The organism is Mesorhizobium sp. WSM4815, assembly GCF_055811575.1.
This window is the reverse complement of sequence record NZ_JBVVQS010000102.1, coordinates 567,669-586,441: the sequence shown is the minus strand read 5'-3', so window position 1 is coordinate 586,441 and position 18,773 is coordinate 567,669. Positions and strand designations below refer to the sequence as shown.

Below are 18,773 nucleotides of genomic sequence, written 5' to 3'. Positions count from 1 at the left end.
CGAACCTTAAGGCACAGAAATCTGGACCCTAGTTGACACCTTTCGGCACGTTTTCGGGCGGCACCGTGTCGACCACTTTCTGGCGATGGAAGATGAACAGGCCGGCCAGCACGATGATGCCCGAGCCGATCAGGATGCGCGGGCCGGGCATGTCGCCGAAGAAGGCCAGCCCGAAGATGACGGCCCACAGCAGCAGGCTGTAATGCAGCGGCGCCAGCGTCGACGCCGGCGCCAGCTTCAGCGCCCTGGTGATCATCAGATGCGCGCCGCAGGAGACGATGCCAAGAAGCAGCATGGCGCCGAAATCGAGCGAGGACGGCGTCTGCCAGTTGCCGATGGTGAGAAACCCGCCGACCAGCAGCGTGCCGATGGTTTGCCAGGTAACGAGCGAGGTGTCGCTGGTGCCACGCAACCGCCGGTTGAGAATGATCGCGAAGGCGAATGAAATGCTTCCGGCCAGCGCGAAGGTCGACGACAGCGAAAACGCGGCCGAGGACGGTTCGAGCATGATCAGCACACCGCAGAACCCGACCAGAATCGCCATCCAGCGGCGCCAGCCGACCTTTTCACCAAGCAACAGGTGGGACAGCGCCGCCACGTAGATCGGCCCTGCCATGTAGAAGCTCATGACGTCGGCGAGCGGCAGATAGACAACAGCGGCGTAGAACAGCGCCGTGTCGAGCGTCGTCATCACGACGCGCAAAACCTGCAGTTCCAGGCGCTCCATGCGGAACAGCCTGGCCGCGCCTTGACGCGCGATCATCGGACCGAGCACGAAAAAGGCGCCGATGGAACGGATCAGCACGACCTGGCCGACGGAAAAGCTGGCGACCAGCCATTTGCCCATCGCGTCATTCAAAGCAAACAGGAAATCGCCGGCCAGCATCAGCAGAATGCCAGCCAAAAGCACGTTCCTGATCGTCGAATTCTGGACAGTTGGCTGTGCCATGCCGATGTCGCTTCCTCCCGCATGAAAGCCCGGTGAGCAGCGTCGTAGACGCAAGCAGCCGCTTTGACGAGCGGAAATCTCGAAGCCGGCCAGACCAGGGACCGGAAATCGGCTGGGCCTGTACGGACGATCGCAACGGCCTACATTGGCCGTGGCCGAATGATAACCGGACGATAGATCACCGGCCGATCCCAGGGATCGAAGACCGACGCACTTCTGAACTCGGCGCGGCGCGCCAGATCGATGCGCTGCAGACATTCGGCGAAGGCATCATTCTTCCTGACGAAGCCGTAGGAACGGCATTTCGCCTCATCCGCGGCACGACGGTCTTCGGCCGTCATGCAGCCTGCACAAGTCGCCGCCAACACGACCACCATCGCCGTCTTGTGCCACATGGTATCCTCCTCGGCATAAAACTGGAGGTTGATTGTAGACTTGCGGTCAGGACCTATCAATCTGAGCGATGGAGTTTTGAGACGGGCGGTGCCTGCGGTTCACTGTTGCCGGCCGTCCGGCGATCGAGAGCCGTGTTTCCTGCCTGGCCCTCTCGGCCACCACCTTGCCCCTGGCGATGACACAGAGTCGCTCGGGACGCAGGCGCAAGGCCTCGACCGGATCGCCGGCATCGAGGACGACGAGGCTTGCGCGCTTGCCGACCGCCAGGCCGAGATGGTCGAGGCCCATGATGGCGGCGTTGACGTTGGTGACCATGTCAAAGCAGCGCGCCATGTCGGCCGGGCTCGACATCTGGGCGACGTGAAGGCCCATGAAGGCGACGTCGAGCATGTCGGCGGTGCCCAGCGAATACCAGGGGTCGAGCACGCAATCCTGGCCCCAGCCGACGCGGATGCCGTGGGCAAGCATTTCCTTGACCCGCGTCAGGCCGCGGCGTTTGGGGAATGTGTCGTGGCGGCCCTGCAGCATGATGTTGATCAGCGGATTGGGGATTGCCGAGACGCCTGCCTCTGATATCAGCGGCAACAGCTTCGAGACATAGTAATTGTCCATCGAGTGCATCGACGTAAGATGCGAGCCGGCGACCCTGCCCTGCAGGCCGAGGCGTTGCGTCTCATAGGCCAGTTGTTCGATATGGCGCGACAGCGGATCATCGGTCTCGTCGCAATGCAGGTCGACCATGAGGCCGCGTTCTGCCGCGATTTCGCACAGTTCCGTCACCGAACGCGTGCCGTCGGCCATGGTGCGCTCGAAATGCGGAATACCGCCGACGATGTCGACACCCATGTCGAGCGCGCGGATGGTGTTATCACGCGCCGTCGGTGAGCGATAAAACCCATCCTGCGGGAAGGCGACCAGTTGCAGGTCGATATAGGGCGCGACGGTCTTCTTCACATCGAGCAGGGCTTCGACCGCCAGCAGCCTGGTATCGCAGACATCGACATGGCTGCGGATGGCGAGCAGGCCCATGGATACTGCCCAGTCGCAATAGGCGAGCGCGCGGTCGCGCACCGCTTCGTGCGTCAACAGCGGCTTCAGTTCGCCCCACAGCGAGATGCCTTCGAGCAGCGTGCCCGACACGTTGATGCGCGGGATGCCTAGCGAGAGCGTGGCGTCCATGTGAAAATGCGGATCGACGAAGGGCGGCGAGATCAGATTGCCATGGGCGTCAATCGCCGTGCCCGCGCCAGCGTTCAGCTCCGGCTCGATGGCCGCGATCGTCTCGCCGATGATGCCGATATCGGCGATCCTGCCGTCGGGCAGCGTGCCGCCGCCGACGATAAGGTCGAAATCCATCTACCGTCATCCCTTTGAAGAAGCGAACCTATTCCGGCACATACCTTACCGCACCCTTTGCAGCACTGGTCGCCATCGAGGCGTAGGCGCGCAAGGCCATCGTCACCTTGCGCTTGCGCTTTTCCTCGGGCTTCCAGGCGGTGGCTCCCTTGGCCTCCATCGCGGCGCGGCGGGCGGCCAGTTCGGCATCGTCGACGGCAAGCCGGATGGTGCGATTCGGGATATCGATCTCGATCGTATCGCCCTCATGCACCAGCCCGATCAGCCCGCCTTCCGCCGCCTCGGGAGAAGCATGGCCTATCGACAGGCCGGAGGTGCCGCCGGAGAAGCGGCCATCGGTGACCAGCGCGCAGGCCTTGCCGAGGCCCTTCGACTTCAAATAGCTGGTCGGATAGAGCATTTCCTGCATGCCGGGGCCGCCACGCGGCCCTTCGTAGCGGATGACGACGACATCGCCGGCCTTGATCTCGTTGGACAGGATCGCCTTGACGCTGGCGTCCTGGCTTTCGAACACCCTGGCCGGGCCGGTGAATTTCAGGATCGATTCATCGACGCCCGCGGTCTTCACGATACAGCCGTCGAGCGCCAGGTTGCCTTTCAGCACGGCAAGGCCACCATCCTTGGAAAAAGGATATTGGGCCGAGCGGATGACACCCTTCTCCCGGTCGAGATCGAGTTCGTCCCAGCGGCGATCCTGGCTGAAGGCGACCTGCGTCGGCACGCCGCCCGGGGCCGCCAGAAAGAAGTCGCGGACATTCTGGCTTGACGTGCGCGAGATATCCCAATGGTCGAGCGCTTCGCCGAGGCTTGCGGTGTGCACGGTCGGCAGGTCGCGGTTGATCAGTCTGGCGTTATCGAGCTGGCCGAGGATCGCCATGATGCCGCCGGCGCGGTGGACGTCTTCCATGTGCACATCCGCCTTGGCGGGGGCAACCTTGCATAGCACCGGCACCTTGCGTGACAGCGCGTCAATGTCGTCTTGACCGAAATCGATCTCGCCCTCATGCGCGGCAGCCAGGATGTGCAGCACGGTGTTGGTCGAGCCGCCCATGGCGATGTCGAGCGTCATGGCGTTCTCGAAGGCGCCCTTCGAGGCGATGCTGCGCGGCAGCGCGGTGTCGTCGTCCTGCTCGTAGTAGCGCTGCGCGAGATCGACGATCAGGTGGCCGGCCTCGACGAACAGCCGCCTGCGGTCGACGTGCGTCGCCAACGTCGAACCGTTGCCGGGCAGCGAAAGGCCGAGCGCCTCGGTCAGGCAATTCATCGAATTGGCGGTGAACATGCCCGAGCAGGAGCCGCAGGTCGGGCAGGCCGAGCGCTCGATGGTCTTGACGTCCTCGTCGGAGATCTTGTCGTCGGCAGCCGCGACCATGGCGTCGACCAGATCGAGCGCCTGCGTCTTGCCGGCAAGCACCACCTTGCCGGCCTCCATCGGGCCGCCGGAGACGAAGACGGTCGGGATGTTGAGACGCAGCGACGCCATCAGCATGCCCGGCGTGATCTTGTCGCAATTCGAGATGCAGACCATGGCGTCGGCGCAGTGGGCGTTGACCATATATTCGACCGAGTCGGCGATCAGCTCGCGCGAAGGCAGCGAATAGAGCATGCCGTCATGACCCATGGCGATGCCGTCGTCGACAGCGATGGTGTTGAACTCCTTGGCGACGCCGCCGGCCTTCTCGATCTCGCGGGCGACCAGTTGGCCGAGATCCTTGAGATGGACGTGGCCCGGAACGAACTGGGTGAAGGAATTGACGACAGCGATAATCGGCTTGCCGAAATCGGAATCCTTCATGCCGGTGGCGCGCCACAGGCCGCGGGCGCCGGCCATGTTACGGCCATGGGTGGTGGTGCGGGAACGGTAGGCGGGCATTATACTGTCCTTGCTGTTTGCGTCGTCCGAACAGGGGCGGAAAACCGGAATTGAGCGGCGTTATATACGCCACCGTCTGGTCTGGCCACGGTTTTGCGATGCGCCGGGATCTTGAGCCAAAGACGGCAAGCCGGTCCAGGCAGTAAAAAAAGTCAGAGGTGCTGTCGGATCGTGTTTTGTTTGAGCGTCCTTGGGCAGACGGCGACGACCGGCATCTATCGCCAGCCGGCCGTTGGACCCGTGAAAACAAGCCAAAACAGCCCGAGGAGCAAGAAAATGCAAAAGATCACCCCCTGCCTGTGGTTCGACGACCAGGCCGAGGAGGCCATGAACCATTACATCTCCATCTTCAAGAACTCGAAGGTGCTGAGCGTGATGCGCTGGCCCAAGGGCAGCGGCGATAATGAGGGCAAGGTGCTGGTGACCAATTTCGAGCTCGACGGCGTGCAGTTCCAGGCGCTCAACGGCGGGCCGCAATTCAAGTTCACCGAGGCAGTCTCGCTGTCCATCGACTGCAAGACGCAGGAGGAGGTCGACTATTTCTGGGACAGGCTGATCGAGGGCGGTGGCGAGCCCAGCCAGTGCAGCTGGCTGAAGGACAAATTCGGCGTCTCCTGGCAGGTCGTGCCGGAGCAATTGCCGAGGCTGCTGCAGGACCCCGACACGGAAAAGGCCGGCCGCGTCATGCAGGCGATGATGCAAATGACCAAGATCGACATCGCCAAGATCGAAGAGGCCGCCAGGGGGTGAGTGAGACGCTCCCGACAGGGATCTTTGCCCGATTTTGGGAATATCAACTGCCGAAGTCGGCGCCGCCCCTCACCTGCCTGCCGGCATCCTCTCCCCGTATAGTGACGGGGAGAGGGGCGCTCTCATACATGATTTCGCCAATTACCACGTTGCAGGAAGGGCGTTGGCGTTGCGGCCAGCCCCCCTTCTCCCCGTCACTATACGGGGAGAAGGTGCCGGCAGGCGGATGAGGGGCGGCGCGACGCGCGAGTGTTCTTGGCGGCCATACGGCAACGGTCAAGCCGCCTTGTCGCGGACCTGGTAATCCTTGACCGCGGCGAAGCGGATCGCCTTCCAGCGCTCGGCCTCGTAGTTGAGCGAAAAGGCGTGCTGGGCAAGGAACACCGGATCGTGGTCGAGGTCGCGGGCAATGTCGCCGCGATGCGCCTCGATGAAGCGATGCACCTCGGCCTTGTCGTCGGCCGATATCCAGCGGCAGACGGAAAAGCGCGACATCTCGAAATCGACCGGCAGCGTGTATTCGATATTCAGCCGCTCCTTCAGCACGTCGAGCTGCAGCGCACCGACGACGCCGACGATTGCCGGCGAGCCGTCTTCTGGCGAGAACAGTTGCACGACGCCTTCCTCGGCCATCTGGTGCAGCGCCTCCTTCAGCTTCTTGGCCTTCATCGCGTCGCCGAGCCGGACGCGGCGCAGGATTTCCGGCGCGAAATTCGGCACGCCGCGGAACAGGATCTCCTCGCCCTCGGTCAGCGTATCGCCGATGCGCAGCGTGCCGTGGTTGGGGATGCCGACGACGTCGCCGGCAAAGGCCTCGTCGGCGGTGACGCGGGTGCGGGCGAAGAAGAATTGCGGCGCCGACAGGCTCATCGGTTTTCCCGTGCGCACCAGCTTGGCTTTCATGCCGCGCTCGAGCTTGCCCGAGCAGACGCGGACGAAGGCGATGCGGTCGCGGTGGTTGGGATCCATGTTGGCCTGGATCTTGAAGACGAAGGAGGTCATCCTATCCTCGGTCGCCTCGACTTTGCGGGTATCGGCTTCCTGCGCGCGTGGCGGCGGCCCGTAGGCACCAAGCGCCTCGATCAGGTCGCGGACGCCGTAATTGCGCAGCGCCGAACCGAAATAGACCGGCGTCAGATGGCCCTCGCGAAACGCACCGATGTCGAGCGGGCGGCAGGCTTCGCGCGCCAGCTCCAGCTCCTCGATGAAAGCCTCGCGCTCGTTCTCCGGCAACAGGCCGGCGACGCGATTGGAGTCGGGACCATTGACCGGCGTGCGTTCTTTCTCGGCGTCGCCCTTGCGCACCGCGTTCAGCGCCAGATGATAGGTGCCGGAAAAGGTCTTGCCGCGGCCGATCGGCCAGGTGATCGGTGCGGTGTCCAGCGCCAGCTTCTGCTCGATCTCATCGAGGATCTCGAACGGGTCGCGGCTTTCGCGGTCCATCTTGTTGACGAAGGTGATGATCGGGATGTCGCGAAGCCGGCAGACCTCGAACAGTTTTAGCGTGCGCGGCTCGATACCCTTGGCGGCGTCGATGACCATGACCGCCGCATCGACCGCCGACAGCGTGCGATAGGTATCGTCGGCGAAATCCTCGTGACCGGGCGTATCGAGCAGGTTGAAGACATTATCCTCATACTCGAAGGTCATCACCGAGGTGACGACCGAAATGCCGCGCTCGCGCTCGATCTTCATCCAGTCCGACCGGGTCTGGATGCGATCCTTCTTGGCCTTGACCTCGCCGGCAAGCTGGATGGCACCGCCGAACAAAAGCAGCTTTTCGGTCAGCGTCGTCTTGCCGGCGTCCGGATGCGCGATGATCGCGAAAGTGCGGCGGCGCGCCACCGCGTTCGTGATGTCTTCAGCCAATTTATGGAATCCCATGTGGTGCGCGGGCTTCTAGCAGCGCTTTTGCAGCCTGTCGAACAATTTTGGGCGGTTGCCCGGCCTTGAGATAGGTCCGCCGCAATGGCATCAACAGAGGCGGTTCGATAAAGGTCCATCCATGAGCGCAGCCAAGCACGTCATCGTCGTCGGCGCCGGCATCATCGGTGCGTCCATCGCCTGGCATCTGGCGAAGGCTGGCGCGAACGTGACGATCGTTGCCGACAGCGGTGCGGGCGGCGTCGCCACGCCGAATTCCTTTGCCTGGATCAATGCCAGTTGGGGCAATCCAGAGCCGTATTTCCGGCTGCGTACCCGTTCGATGGCCGAATGGACGCGGCTTGCCCATGACGTGCCCGGCATTCCACTCGCCTGGTGCGGCGGCCTGTGCTGGGACCTGCCGCCGGCCGAGCTTGAGGCCTATGCCGCCGAGCATTCCGCCTGGGGCTACGGGATCGAGCGCGTCGACCGCGTGAGAGCCGCACGTATAGAGCCCAATTTGACCGAGCTTCCCGACTTCGCCCTTCACGTCGCTGAGGAGGGAGTGGCCGAACCGGTCGCGGCCACGCAGACGCTGCTGGCCGACGCCGAGCGGCTTGGTGCGCGGGTGATTACCGGCACGACAGTCACCGCGCTGATACAGACCAATGGCAGGATTGGCGGCGTCGATACGTCAGGCGGACGGATTGTGGCCGACGAGGTGGTGATCGCGGCCGGCGCCGGCTCTCCGGCAATTGCGGCGACGGCCCGGCTAAAACTGCCGATCGAGACACCGCCCGGCCTGATCGTCCATTCACGCCCGTACGAAAAGCTGCTCAACGGCCTGGTGATCGGCGACCGGCTGCACATGCGCCAGACTGCCGAGGGCCGCATCATTGCCGGTTCGGATTTCGGCGGCGCCGATCCGGGCATGGATGCCGAAGCCACCGCCCGTGAGCTGTTTGCTGCGATGAAGAGCATGTTGCGCGGTACCGACCGGCTGGAACTGGATTTCCACACGGTCGGCTACCGGCCGACGCCCGTCGACGGCTTTCCGATCATCGGACGGGCTGAAGGCATCGGCGGCCTCTATGTCGCGGTCATGCATTCGGGGATCACGCTGGCGCCTGCGGTCGGTCTGTTCGCCGCCCGGGAAATCCTCGACCACGCGCGCGATCCGCTGCTTGAGCCTTATGGGCTGACGCGGTTTGCTCAATAGCCGGGCGGACGGCGAAAGCCGCCGGTCAGCGGCGCCATCGCCTTGGCGATGCCAAGCAGCCGCGATTCGGACCAGCGACGGCCGACCAGTTGCAGGCCGATGGGCAGGCCGTCGCGGTCCTGCCCGCAGGGCAGCGAAAGTGCGGGGTGGCCGCTATAGTTGAACACCGCGCCATAGGCCGGCAGCAGCCAATAGCTCTGCTCCCTGTCATCGACCTTGATTGGTGTTCCCGGCTCGCAATGCGGAAAGGCCGTGGCCATGGCGACGGGGCAAAGCAAGGCATCGCAACCTTCGAAAAACCGGTCCCAGGCAAGGATTGACTGGTCGCGGCGGGCGAGCGCATCGAACCAGCGCGAGACCGGTGTCGGTTCTTCTAACGGCTCCGGCTGCGCAGCCTCCAGCATCATGCCGATCAGCGCGCCGCCTTGCGTCAGATCGTCATGCAGGTCGAGCGTCGGCAGTCTTGCTTCCTCGACGGCTGCCCCCGCGGACTTGAGTTGCTCGGCCAGACTTTCGACCGCGGCCCTGATCTCGCCGGCTACCGGAAAACCCGGAAAGGCCGGCGCGAAAGCGATGCGCAGGGTCTTGGGATCAACCTCCGGCGTGCCCTCGACAGGCACCGGGGCAAGGTCGGTGTCGCTGCCATCCGGTCCTGCAATGATCCTCAGGATCAGCGCCAGATCTTCGACGTTGCGGGCCAGCGGACCGATGCAGGACATCAGCCGTACGCCGCGCGGTACGCCACCGGGATCGGGAAAGGCGCCGGCCAAGGAGACGCGATGCTCGGTCGGCTTGAGGCCGTAGACGCCGCAGAAGGCTGCCGGCAGGCGGATCGAATCCTGCATGTCGCTGCCGAGTTCGAATGGCGTCATGCCCGCGCAAAGTGCTGCCGCAGCTCCCCCGCTGGAACCGCCGGCGGTGCGCGATAGATCCCACGGATTACTGGTGCGGCCGAACAGTGGGTTGTTCGACTGCCAGTCGCCGAGCATCGTTGCGACATTTGTCTTGCCGACGAGCACGCCGCCGGCCGCCTTCAACCTGAGAACGACCGGGCTGTCTTTTCTCGCCACATAGTCGGCAAAAGGCGGGAAGCCGACCGTCGTCTTCATCCCCAGTGTTTCGTGAGTGTCCTTCAGCGTGAACGGCACGCCGTGCAGCGGCCCGAGAGCGTCGCCGCGCGCCTGCGCTTCGTCGGCCTTCTTCGCGCGAGCGCGAGCCCCTTCCCTGTCGAGCGTGACGACCGCGTTGACCGCCTCATTTTGCTTGTCGATCGCAGCCAAATGCGCGTCCAGCGCTTCCACGGCGGAAATCTTGCGGTCGCGGATCGCGGCAGCCAATTCTCTGGTGGAGGAAAAGACGAGGTCCATGACCAATGCTCCGACTTGCTAGCGGCGCCAGCCTCACCAAATGGCGGGCTACGGCGCGTCTTCAAGCCGAGTTCAGCATTCGAGGACAGGTGGTGCTTGATCGGAATTGCGCTGCGAGGGTCTGTTGAGGGAGCGCTGTCCCGCGATGTTGCCGCGATAGCGAGGGAGCTACACGGCCAGCGCCAGTCTTGCCGGTTCCGGCGCAAATGGACGAGTGGTCATGCCGTCTCTGGTAATGGTGACGAAGCTAGACGGCGGGATCGGCTGCCAGTCGCCGCCATCACGGTCGAAAGGCTCCGACATCAGGCATCGCCCGCCGCCGTTGCGGAAGACGGAGGTGTAGAGCGTCGGCGCGTGGGCATCGGTCGCATAGCGCACCGCATGGAGCGATTCGCCGTCCGACAAGGCGGCGGTAAGTCTCAGCGCCGGTTCGAAGCCGGCGCGGCGCGAGGCGTCGATCACCCGCGCCGTAGCGCGCGACACCGCGCCTTGCGGATCGCCCGCCAGACCCTCGTCGATCATCAGGAGAAAGAAAAGTTCGGAATCGGTGGTGCCCTCGCGGCGATCGAAGACATCGTCGGAGAGCGCGTTTTCCAGCGCGCGGCGGATTCTTTCGAAGCCGCCGATCTGGCCGTTGTGCATGAACGACCAGCGGCCGGCAGTGAAGGGATGACAGTTCATGCGGCTGGTGGCGCCGCCGGTCGAGGCGCGCACATGGGCAAGGAACAGGCTGGACCTGATCTGCCGGCACAGGCTCTTCAGATTGGGATCGGACCAGGCCGGCAGGATGTCGCGATAGAGACCCGGTTCGGGCCGGTCGCCGTACCAGGCGAGACCAAAGCCATCGCCATTGGTCGGCGACTTGGCTTCCTGAGCGCAATGACTCTGGGCGATCAGCGAATGGCAGGGCGCCGTGACGATGTCTTCCAGGAAAACCGCTTCGCCAAGGTAGGCCGCCCACCGGCACATCGCTCAATCTTCCCTCAGGCGCGATCCATGCGAGCCGCAGGCTCCTTGATCGCGTGTGTGCCTCTGTTGTGCGTGCGCTCATAGAGCTCGCGGACGATTCGGCTGGCCGTAGTCTCACACAGAAATGGCAAGAAAGCGTGAATGAGTGCGGCGAACGCTGCCATGAACAGACGCGAGCAGAACCACGCCGCGAAGGCCATATGGCTGAAATAGGTCTCGCCCACCTTGGCCGGGTGAGAGGTAAAGAGCCTTGCAAGCCGTGTCGTCATGGTGATCCCTCCTGGCTGGGTAAGCCCCCGATGCTGAGTATTCTGGCACGAGGTTTTGATTGATTAGTCCCAAAATATCCTTGTGTCTGGTCAATTATTGGGACAAACATCCCACATGTCGCTGGAAATCGATGAGATCGACCGAAGATTGCTGGCCGAACTGCAACGCGACGGCACGCTGTCGGTCGACCAATTGTCGGAAAGAGTGTCGCTGTCGCGCAACGCCTGCTGGCGCCGGGTCAAGCGGCTCGAGGAAGACGGCGTCATCACCGGCCGGGTGGCGCTGGTCGATGCCGACAAGCTTGGCCTTGGCCTTTCGGTGTTCATCCTGGTCCGGACCTCCAATCATGATCCCGACTGGCTGCAAAAATTCCGGGCGGCAGTGGGCGGCTTTCCCGAGATCACCGGCGTCTACCGCATGTCCGGCGACCTCGACTATGTCTTGCGCGCCCGCGTCGCCGACGTGAAGGCGTATGACCGGCTCTATCAGCGGCTTATCGCCAAGGTGGCGCTGTCGGATGTTTCGGCCTCCTTCGTCATGGAGGAGATCAAGGAGACGACCATCGTCCCCGTAGAACTGCGCTGAAACGGAACTGCGCTGAAAGAAAGCCGTTGATAGTCTGGCCGCCGAGTTGACTGAATCGGCGTTGATAGCGATAGGATCAGCCTCATGCGCGCAGCCCTCTACACTTCCTCCGTCATCGGTCCGGCCGTCGGCTTCATCAGGCTGCCGCACGGTGAAGGCCTGCCGCTTCCCGCCTATGAAAGCCCGGGCGCCGCCGGCATGGATCTGCGCGCCGCGGTGCCGGACGACCGGCCGCTGCTGATCCTGCCGGGAAAACGCGCGCTGGTGCCGACCGGACTGATCCTGGAGATCCCTGAGGGGGTGGAAGGCCAGGTCCGGCCACGCTCGGGCCTCGCCTTCAAGCACGGGCTTACCTGCCTCAACACGCCGGGCACCATCGACAGCGACTATCGCGGCGAGGTCAAGGTGCTGCTGATCAATCTTGGCGACGAGGATTTCGCGGTGACGCGCGGCATGCGGATCGCGCAGATCGTCTTCGCCCCGGTGACGCAGGCGATGGTCGATGAGCGCAGCTTGGCCGGCGGAACGACGCGCGGCTCCGGCGGCTTCGGATCGACCGGCACGGCCTGATGTCTGGGTCGTATTTCACTCATATTGAACCATTCTGCCGGAGGGAATTCGGGTCAAGGTCGAGGCCTTCGGCGTGGGCCGTGCTGGTGGCACGGCCAAGTCCGAAGGCCGAAGGATTTGGCTCGAATTAACCCTGCAGAATGGTTCAATATGAGTGAAACACGATCCCTTCCCAAACTCGTCATCTTCGATTGCGACGGGGTTCTGGTCGACACCGAAAACCTAGCCAATCGGCGCCTTGCCGAATGGCTCAGCGCCGCCGGATACCCGGCAAGCTTCGAATATTGCCGCAAGAACTTCTCCGGTCGCGCCATGGTCCCGGTGCAGAAGGAAGTCGAGGCGACCGGCGCCAGCCTCGGCGCCGATTTCGTCGACCGTTGGAATGCCGGACTGCCGGACCTGTTCGCGCATGGCGTCGAAGCCGTCCCCTATGTCAGGCAGTTCATCGAAGCCGTGCACGCTGCCGGCATCGCAACTTGCGTCGCTTCGTCGGCGCGGGTGAGTAAAATGCACATCACGCTCGGCCAGACCGGGCTGCTGCCGCTGTTCGAGCATGCACTGTTCAGCTCGACCATGGTTTCGCGCGGCAAGCCTTTTCCCGACCTGTTCCTGCATGCCGCAAGCACGATGGGCTTCGCGCCAGCCGACTGCATCGTCATCGAGGACAGCGTCGCCGGGACATTAGCCGGCATTGCCGCCGGCATGCGCGTATTTTCCTACTACGGCGACCCGCATTCCGACCGCGACGGCCTGACCGAGGCCGGCGGCATCCTGTTTCACGACATGCGCGAGCTGGCCGGGCTGGTGCCGATCCCCTGATCTGGTCTTCAGGTTTTTATCCGGCTGGACGCGCCAGGCGCCCATGCTAGCTTGCCAATGTTCGACAGTGGGAGGCGCCCAGCCTATGAACTCGATCCTGTTTCGCTTCACCCTCGCCTGCTTGCTGCTGCCGTGTCTGTGGGCCGCGGCCGGCGCGCAGGGCGTCAGCTTCCCGGACCTTGGCAGCGCCGTTCCCGGCCACAAGGACACGACCTATCTCGACCTCGCCAGGATGGTCATTCCCGATCTGGCGGCGGACAAGGACGGCTTCTACCGTGGTTCCATGCCGATCGAGATGCGCCATATCGAAGGTGGGGATAGCGGTGGCCTGCCACCCGAAACGTCGGGCTTTTCCGATGCTGGCGTGCTCCAGATCAGGGCCGGCGGCAAGGAGCGGCTGTCCATGCTGTTCGACCTCGGCAGTTCCTCCGACAGCGCTGAGGGCTTTGCGGTGCTGGCGCTCTACGAACTTGCCGGCAACCCGAGACTGCTCGACGCTGTCAATGTCGCCGTCGACCGGAGCACCTATTTCCGCGATCCGGGCAAGCTTCCGATCGGGCCAGGCGATGACGTCATCATCACCCTGAGCACGCATTTCAATTCGAGCCAGGGCTATGTGAGCACGCCGCTGATCCTGGTCCGCGACGACAGATTCGAGCTGATCGACATGATCTCTACGTTCGACGGGTCCCTGTGCGCCTACAGGCGCACCCAGGAGTTGGCGTTCCAGACCGTTGCGGAAGGCCAGCCCTATGCGGCCATCAAGGCGACGGTGACCGATGCCACCTTGCCGAATGGCGAAAGCTGCGACGATGCGGCGCCTGAGGCTGCCTCGCGCGATATCTCCGTCACCTACCATTGGGACGGGACCGCATACGTCAAGGGGTCCGACGCACTGGACAAATTGGCAGGAGAGAACGCCAATCGCTTCTGACCCAATCGCATTCGTTTGCCCGGCGGGCAGTGGCGGGATAAAATGCGCTTCGCACTCTGGGGAGCATCCATGGACAAGGGCAAAATCTTTCGCGACCTGCACAGTTCGATCTTCGTCATGCCCAACCCCTGGGACGTCGGCACGACGAAACTGCTGGCCTCCTTCGGTTTCAAGGCGTTGGCGACGACCAGCGCCGGCTTTGCCTTTTCGCGCGGCCTGCCCGATGGCGCGGTGACCTTCGAGGCGATGATCCACCACTGCCGCGAGGTGACCGCGGCGACCGGCCTGCCGGTCTCGGCCGACCTCGAGAAGGGCAAGGGCGACAGCGCGACAAGTGCCGCGGAAACTGTCTTCGCAGCCGAAGCGGCAGGCCTCGCCGGCTGCTCGATCGAGGACCACACCGGCGAGCCCGACAAGCCGATTTATGAATTTTCGCATGCCGTCGAGCGCGTCGCCGCTGCAGCGGAGGCGGCACGGGCGCTGAAGCATGACTTCGTCTTCACCGCGCGGGCCGAGAATTTTCTGTGGGGCAGGCCAGACATCGACGACACGATCAAGCGGCTGCAGGCCTTCGAGAAGGCCGGCGCCGACGTGCTCTACGCGCCAGGCCTCGGCGATATCGAGACGGTGCAAACCGTCTGCTCGGCGCTGACCAAGCCGGTCAACGTCATGGTGAGGCCCGGCTTCACCATCGCCGATCTTGCCCAGGCAGGGGTCAAGCGCATTTCGCTCGGGCCCTGGCTGACCAATTACGCCTTCGGCATGCTGGAAACGGCGGCGCGCGAGATCCAGCAGGACGGCACCTTCGGCTTCACCCGCACCGCCATGCCGTTCGGCAAGCTGCAGGCGTTGTTTGCCAAATCTTCAGCTTAGATTGGCCCAACGCATGAAGCTCAGCGTCGTCGACATGCACACCGGCGGCGAGCCGCTGCGGATCGTCACCGGTGGTTATCCTAGGATTCCTGCAGAAACGATCCTGGAAAAACGCGCCTATGTGCGCGATCACCTCGATCATCTCAGGAAGATCCTGATGTTCGAGCCGCGCGGCCATCACGACATGTATGGCGCGCTGCTGGTGGAACCCGATCTGCCCGGCGCCGACCTCGCCGTGCTGTTCATGCACAATGAGGGCTATTCGACGATGTGCGGCCACGCCATCGTCGCGCTCGGCCGCTACGCCGTCGACGAGGGACTGGTGGCGCGGCAGGAGCCGCTGACGACAGTCAACATCGAGGCGCCGTGCGGACTGGTCGTCGCCTCGGTCGAGGTGCAGGACGGCAAGGCCGGTGCTGTGTCATTCGAAAGCGTGCCGGCCTTTCTGTTCGCCCGCGACCAGCAGGTCGAATTGCCGGGTTACGGGGCGATCGGATTCGACATCGCCTATGGTGGCGCCTTCTATGCGCTCGCCGATTGCCGGCAGTTCGGGCTGGAGTTCGGCAAGAACCGCGTGCGCGATTTCGTCGATGCGGCGACGGCACTGACGGAGAAGCTGAAGAAGGGATTCCCGCTGTCGCACCCCGACCATGCCGAGCTTGCCTTTCTCTACGGCACCATCCTGACCGACGGACAGGACGCATATTCAGATAGCCCAACCAAGAACATCTGCGTCTTCGCCGAGGCCCAGGTCGACCGCTCGCCGACCGGATCGGGCGTCGCCGCGCGGCTGGCGGCGATGCATGCCAGGGGCGAAATCGCCGGCCAGACGCGGCTGTTCGAGAGTATCGCCGGCTCGCGCTTTTCCGGCAGCGTGGCGAGGACCGCGAAAGCCGGGCCGCATGATGCCATCATCGCCCGCGTCGGCGGCCGCGCCTTCTACAGCGGCCGGGCCGAATTCATCGTCGAACCCGACGACGAACTGGGACACGGTTTTCTTTTGCGTTAGCGCCGAACCCAACAAAACGAAACGGAGCGTAACGTTTGGCTACAACCGCCATTCGCAAGCCTGCATCACCAGAACATCAGCACTCCTAAGCCGCTTCCCGCGCCGAGATCGCCTTGTGCAGATGTACCATCATGGCGGCGGCGAACAGCGGCGTCAAAAGGTTGAGCAGCGGCACTGCGAGGAAGGCAGCGACAACCAGCCCGGCGAGTAACACCGTGACGGCATGTTTTTTGCGCAACGCCCGGGCGTCGGCCTCCGGGCGAAAGCGCATCGCGGCGAATTCGAAGAATTCACGTCCCAGCAGATAGCCGTTGACGATGAAGAAGGCGGCGATGTTGATGCCCGGCACCAGCAGAAGCAGCAAGGCCAAAAGGTTGCCGACGATGACGACGCCAAAGAATTTGATCGCCAGCACCAGCGAGCGCAGTGCCGGCATCGCGCGGCCGGGTGGGTCATCGGGATAGTCGGTGCGCTCGACCAGTTCGGCGGCGGCGTCGAGGAACAGGCCGGCGATGATCGCCGTCACCGGCGCGATCAGCAGGGCCAGACCGAAGGCAAGGGCGATGGCGGCGATGATGCCGCCCAACCAGCCGGCCCAGGACGGCAGGCCGGGTATCAGGGACTCCAACCACGGCAAGGCCAGCCACTCGACAAGGCTCGTCAACCCGAACCACAAGGCCACCAGCGCCAGCAAGGTGAGCCCCAGCGTCTTGATGAAAACCGAGCGGAATTCGGGCGAGAACAGCCGGCTCAGGGCGGCGCGGGCGGCGTCGAGTATCATCGCGTTTCAAACCCATATGCAACGCGCCCGTTTTGGGCAGGACGCCCCCCGAGATAGGAAAGGGAAATCATCAGCGCAACTGCTGCTGATAACGCAGTTACCGCGCAAACACCGGCTTGCGGACAGGAATGGTCATCGCAGCCACGCCGGCGACAACAAGGGCCATTCCCCACCACGCCGTCGGGCCAAGGCTCTCGCCGAGGAATACGGCCCCGATACCGACGCCGATCGGCACGCGCAGATAGGCCTGCGAGGTGGTGCCGACGGAGCCCAACGTATGGATGAGGCGGAAATAAATGCAGAAGGCCAGCGCAGTTGAAAAAACCGAAAGTCCGAGCAGAGCAAGGATCGAGGCCGTTGATGGCGCCAACGCCCAAGGGCGGTCGAACACAAGGCTGAGGGGGACGAGTATCGCGGCGCCGCAAAGCATCGAACCGGCGGCTGGAATCATCGGATCGAGGCCCTTGAAGCCGCGACCGAAAATGGCGGCACCTGCGTAGCAGACCGTCGCCGCGACGACGGCAAGCTGCGCCCACAACTGGTGACCAAGGCCGCCAAGCGCCTGGGTGCCGACGATGAGGCATATTCCAGCTATTTCCCGCACCGACGCCGAACAGTTTGCGCATGGTCACTGGTTCGTGGCGCGTGATGAGCGCGGTCAGCAAGAAGGTGAAGATTGGGGACGTCGCATTCAGGATCGTGGCCAGGCCGGCGTCTAGCGAGCGCTCGGCCGAGGCTATCAACGTGAACGGCACAACGCTGTTGAGGCATGCCTGGAACGCGAACCGACGCCAGCTGGCGGTATCGCGCGGCAGGGTCAGGCCACGCCAGCGGATGAGGGCGAGAAGAATTCCACCCGCAATCAACGTTCGGGCTGCGATCAGCGTTACCGGCGGGATCGTCTCGACGCCGATCTTGATGAAGGTATAGGAAGCACCCCACAGCACCGCGAGCGCAATGAGGAGCGCCAGCTCGGTCTTCATGTCGGTTTTTGCAGGCATGGCGGGTTCGCAACCTTCGGGGGAACATTGATCGGCGACGCCATCCTTGTAAGCGAGGCACGAAAGAAATGCTTCGATCATTATCCAACCGTGATTGTTGGCTAGGCAAAGCCGCATCAAATCGCTAGACCCGCCCGCGGCCGGCGTGCCAGAAAGCCGGTGGTTTTCGCGGAGACATCATTGATGCCGAACTATGACGTGCTTTGTATCGGTAATGCCATTGTCGACATCATCGCCCAGTGCGACGAGGCATTCCTTGAGACGAACGGCATCATCAAGGGCGCGATGAATTTGATCGACATGAGGCGCGCCGAGCTGCTCTACAGCCGCATGGGCCCGGCCATCGAAGCCTCCGGCGGCAGCGCCGGCAACACGGCGGCGGGCGTCGCCAGCTTCGGCGGCCGCGCCGCCTTCTTCGGCAAGGTCTCGAATGACACGCTCGGCGAAATCTACGCCCATGACATGCACGCCCAGGGCGTGGCCTTCGACACCAGGCCGCTCAATGGCGAACCGCCGACGGCACGCTCGATGATCTTCGTCACGCCGGACGGCGAGCGCTCGATGAATACCTATCTCGGCGCTTGCGTCGAGCTCGGTCCGGAGGATGTCGAGGCGGACAAGGCGTCGGGCGCCGCCGTCACCTATTTCGAGGGCTATCTGTGGGACCCGCCGCGCGCCAAGGAAGCGTTCCGGCAGACGGCGAAGCTCGCCCACGCAGCCGGGCGCGAAGTGTCGATGACCTTGTCGGATTCGTTCTGCGTCGACCGCTACCGCGAGGAGTTTCTGGAGCTGATGCGCTCGGGCACTGTCGATATCGTTTTTGCCAATAGCCACGAGATCAAGTCGCTGTACCAGACCGCCTCCTTCGACGAGGCGCTGGCCCAGATCCGCAAGGATTGCAAGATCGCCGCCGTCACCCGCTCCGAAAAGGGCTCGGTCATCGTGCGCGGCGACGAGACCGTCACCATCAATGCGACGGAAATCCGCGAACTGGTCGACACCACCGGCGCCGGCGACCTCTATGCCGCCGGCTTCCTCTACGGCTACACACAAGGCCGCAGCCTGAAGCATTGCGGCGATCTCGGCTCGCTGGCGGCCGGGCTGGTGATCCAGCAGATCGGGCCAAGGCCGCGGCAGAATCTGCGCCACGAGGCTGAGCAGGCGGGCTTGATTTAGGAAGAGGCGCTCG

At 63.7% G+C, this 18,773-nt stretch carries 18 protein-coding genes and 1 pseudogene; 9 read left to right on the top strand and 10 right to left on the bottom strand.

Features of this window, described 5'->3' with window-relative positions; translation table 11 throughout:
• Positions 1-28 precede the first annotated feature (28 nt).
• The 4 genes from AC0L2B_RS31565 to ilvD all read right to left on the bottom strand — a co-directional run bounded on the left by AC0L2B_RS31565 (position 29) and on the right by ilvD (position 4,574).
• On the bottom strand, positions 29-949 hold the full coding sequence (locus tag AC0L2B_RS31565) for a DMT family transporter (protein WP_287066928.1): 921 nt from the start codon (positions 947-949) through the stop codon (positions 29-31).
• Between the two features lie 140 nt (positions 950-1,089).
• Positions 1,090-1,344 carry a hypothetical protein gene (locus AC0L2B_RS31560; protein WP_287296860.1) on the bottom strand — a complete coding sequence of 85 codons (255 nt, stop codon included), beginning with the start codon at positions 1,342-1,344 and terminating at the stop codon, positions 1,090-1,092.
• Positions 1,345-1,390: 46 nt separating this feature from the next.
• Positions 1,391-2,701, bottom strand: coding sequence for an amidohydrolase family protein (locus AC0L2B_RS31555; protein ID WP_473748131.1), 1,311 nt, complete (start codon positions 2,699-2,701; stop codon positions 1,391-1,393).
• 28 nt (positions 2,702-2,729) lie between these two features.
• A complete protein-coding gene (ilvD, locus tag AC0L2B_RS31550; protein WP_473748130.1) occupies positions 2,730-4,574 on the bottom strand; it encodes a dihydroxy-acid dehydratase in 1,845 nt (614 codons plus the stop codon).
• 276 nt (positions 4,575-4,850) lie between these two features.
• Between ilvD and AC0L2B_RS31545 the strand changes: the two genes are divergently transcribed.
• Positions 4,851-5,324 carry a VOC family protein gene (locus tag AC0L2B_RS31545; RefSeq protein ID WP_473748129.1) on the top strand — a complete coding sequence of 158 codons (474 nt, stop codon included), beginning with the start codon at positions 4,851-4,853 and terminating at the stop codon, positions 5,322-5,324.
• 276 nt (positions 5,325-5,600) lie between these two features.
• On the opposite strand, the gene AC0L2B_RS31540 is transcribed toward AC0L2B_RS31545, so the two are convergent.
• Positions 5,601-7,208 carry a peptide chain release factor 3 gene (locus tag AC0L2B_RS31540; RefSeq protein WP_023803735.1) on the bottom strand — a complete coding sequence of 536 codons (1,608 nt, stop codon included), beginning with the start codon at positions 7,206-7,208 and terminating at the stop codon, positions 5,601-5,603.
• A 121-nt stretch (positions 7,209-7,329) separates the two neighbouring features.
• On the opposite strand from AC0L2B_RS31540, the gene AC0L2B_RS31535 reads away from it, so the two are divergent.
• Positions 7,330-8,406: an NAD(P)/FAD-dependent oxidoreductase gene (locus tag AC0L2B_RS31535; RefSeq protein ID WP_473748128.1), complete on the top strand. Its 1,077-nt coding sequence runs from the start codon at positions 7,330-7,332 to the stop codon at positions 8,404-8,406.
• On the opposite strand, the gene AC0L2B_RS31530 is transcribed toward AC0L2B_RS31535, so the two are convergent.
• The 3 genes from AC0L2B_RS31530 to AC0L2B_RS31520 form a co-directional block, all read right to left on the bottom strand.
• On the bottom strand, positions 8,400-9,773 hold the full coding sequence (locus AC0L2B_RS31530) for an amidase (protein ID WP_473748127.1): 1,374 nt from the start codon (positions 9,771-9,773) through the stop codon (positions 8,400-8,402). The two genes, AC0L2B_RS31535 and AC0L2B_RS31530, sit on opposite strands and share 7 nt — an antisense overlap.
• 168 nt (positions 9,774-9,941) lie before the next feature.
• Positions 9,942-10,742 (bottom strand): class II glutamine amidotransferase, encoded by an 801-nt coding sequence (locus AC0L2B_RS31525; RefSeq protein ID WP_473748126.1) that lies wholly within the window; start codon positions 10,740-10,742, stop codon positions 9,942-9,944.
• A 14-nt stretch (positions 10,743-10,756) separates the two neighbouring features.
• Positions 10,757-11,011 carry a DUF6356 family protein gene (locus AC0L2B_RS31520; RefSeq protein ID WP_473510346.1) on the bottom strand — a complete coding sequence of 85 codons (255 nt, stop codon included), beginning with the start codon at positions 11,009-11,011 and terminating at the stop codon, positions 10,757-10,759.
• 115 nt (positions 11,012-11,126) lie between these two features.
• Between AC0L2B_RS31520 and AC0L2B_RS31515 the strand changes: the two genes are divergently transcribed.
• The 6 genes from AC0L2B_RS31515 to AC0L2B_RS31490 all read left to right on the top strand — a co-directional run bounded on the left by AC0L2B_RS31515 (position 11,127) and on the right by AC0L2B_RS31490 (position 15,802).
• Positions 11,127-11,597, top strand: a complete 471-nt coding sequence (locus AC0L2B_RS31515) for an Lrp/AsnC family transcriptional regulator (protein ID WP_473748125.1) — start codon at positions 11,127-11,129, stop codon at positions 11,595-11,597.
• 84 nt (positions 11,598-11,681) lie between these two features.
• A complete protein-coding gene (gene dut / locus AC0L2B_RS31510; RefSeq protein ID WP_473510350.1) occupies positions 11,682-12,167 on the top strand; it encodes a dUTP diphosphatase in 486 nt (161 codons plus the stop codon).
• A 150-nt stretch (positions 12,168-12,317) separates the two neighbouring features.
• Positions 12,318-12,986 (top strand): HAD family hydrolase, encoded by a 669-nt coding sequence (locus AC0L2B_RS31505; protein WP_473748124.1) that lies wholly within the window; start codon positions 12,318-12,320, stop codon positions 12,984-12,986.
• 85 nt (positions 12,987-13,071) lie between these two features.
• Positions 13,072-13,920 carry a hypothetical protein gene (locus tag AC0L2B_RS31500; protein WP_473748123.1) on the top strand — a complete coding sequence of 283 codons (849 nt, stop codon included), beginning with the start codon at positions 13,072-13,074 and terminating at the stop codon, positions 13,918-13,920.
• Positions 13,921-13,989: 69 nt separating this feature from the next.
• The gene (locus AC0L2B_RS31495; RefSeq protein WP_473748122.1) at positions 13,990-14,793 is read left to right on the top strand and encodes an isocitrate lyase/PEP mutase family protein; all 804 of its coding nucleotides are present in this window, start codon (positions 13,990-13,992) and stop codon (positions 14,791-14,793) included.
• A 13-nt stretch (positions 14,794-14,806) separates the two neighbouring features.
• Entirely contained in the window at positions 14,807-15,802 is a 996-nt protein-coding gene (locus AC0L2B_RS31490) for a proline racemase family protein (RefSeq protein WP_473748121.1), read from the top strand.
• 85 nt (positions 15,803-15,887) lie between these two features.
• Here the strand turns inward: AC0L2B_RS31490 and AC0L2B_RS31485 are convergent, their stop codons facing one another.
• Together AC0L2B_RS31485 and AC0L2B_RS31480 are read right to left on the bottom strand one after the other, a co-directional pair.
• A complete protein-coding gene (locus tag AC0L2B_RS31485; RefSeq protein WP_473748120.1) occupies positions 15,888-16,583 on the bottom strand; it encodes a sulfate transporter family protein in 696 nt (231 codons plus the stop codon).
• A gap of 97 nt (positions 16,584-16,680) precedes the next feature.
• A pseudogene (locus tag AC0L2B_RS31480) lies at positions 16,681-17,566 on the bottom strand (DMT family transporter).
• A gap of 201 nt (positions 17,567-17,767) precedes the next feature.
• On the opposite strand from AC0L2B_RS31480, the gene AC0L2B_RS31475 reads away from it, so the two are divergent.
• Positions 17,768-18,760: an adenosine kinase gene (locus AC0L2B_RS31475; protein ID WP_473748119.1), complete on the top strand. Its 993-nt coding sequence runs from the start codon at positions 17,768-17,770 to the stop codon at positions 18,758-18,760.
• Positions 18,761-18,773 lie beyond the last annotated feature (13 nt).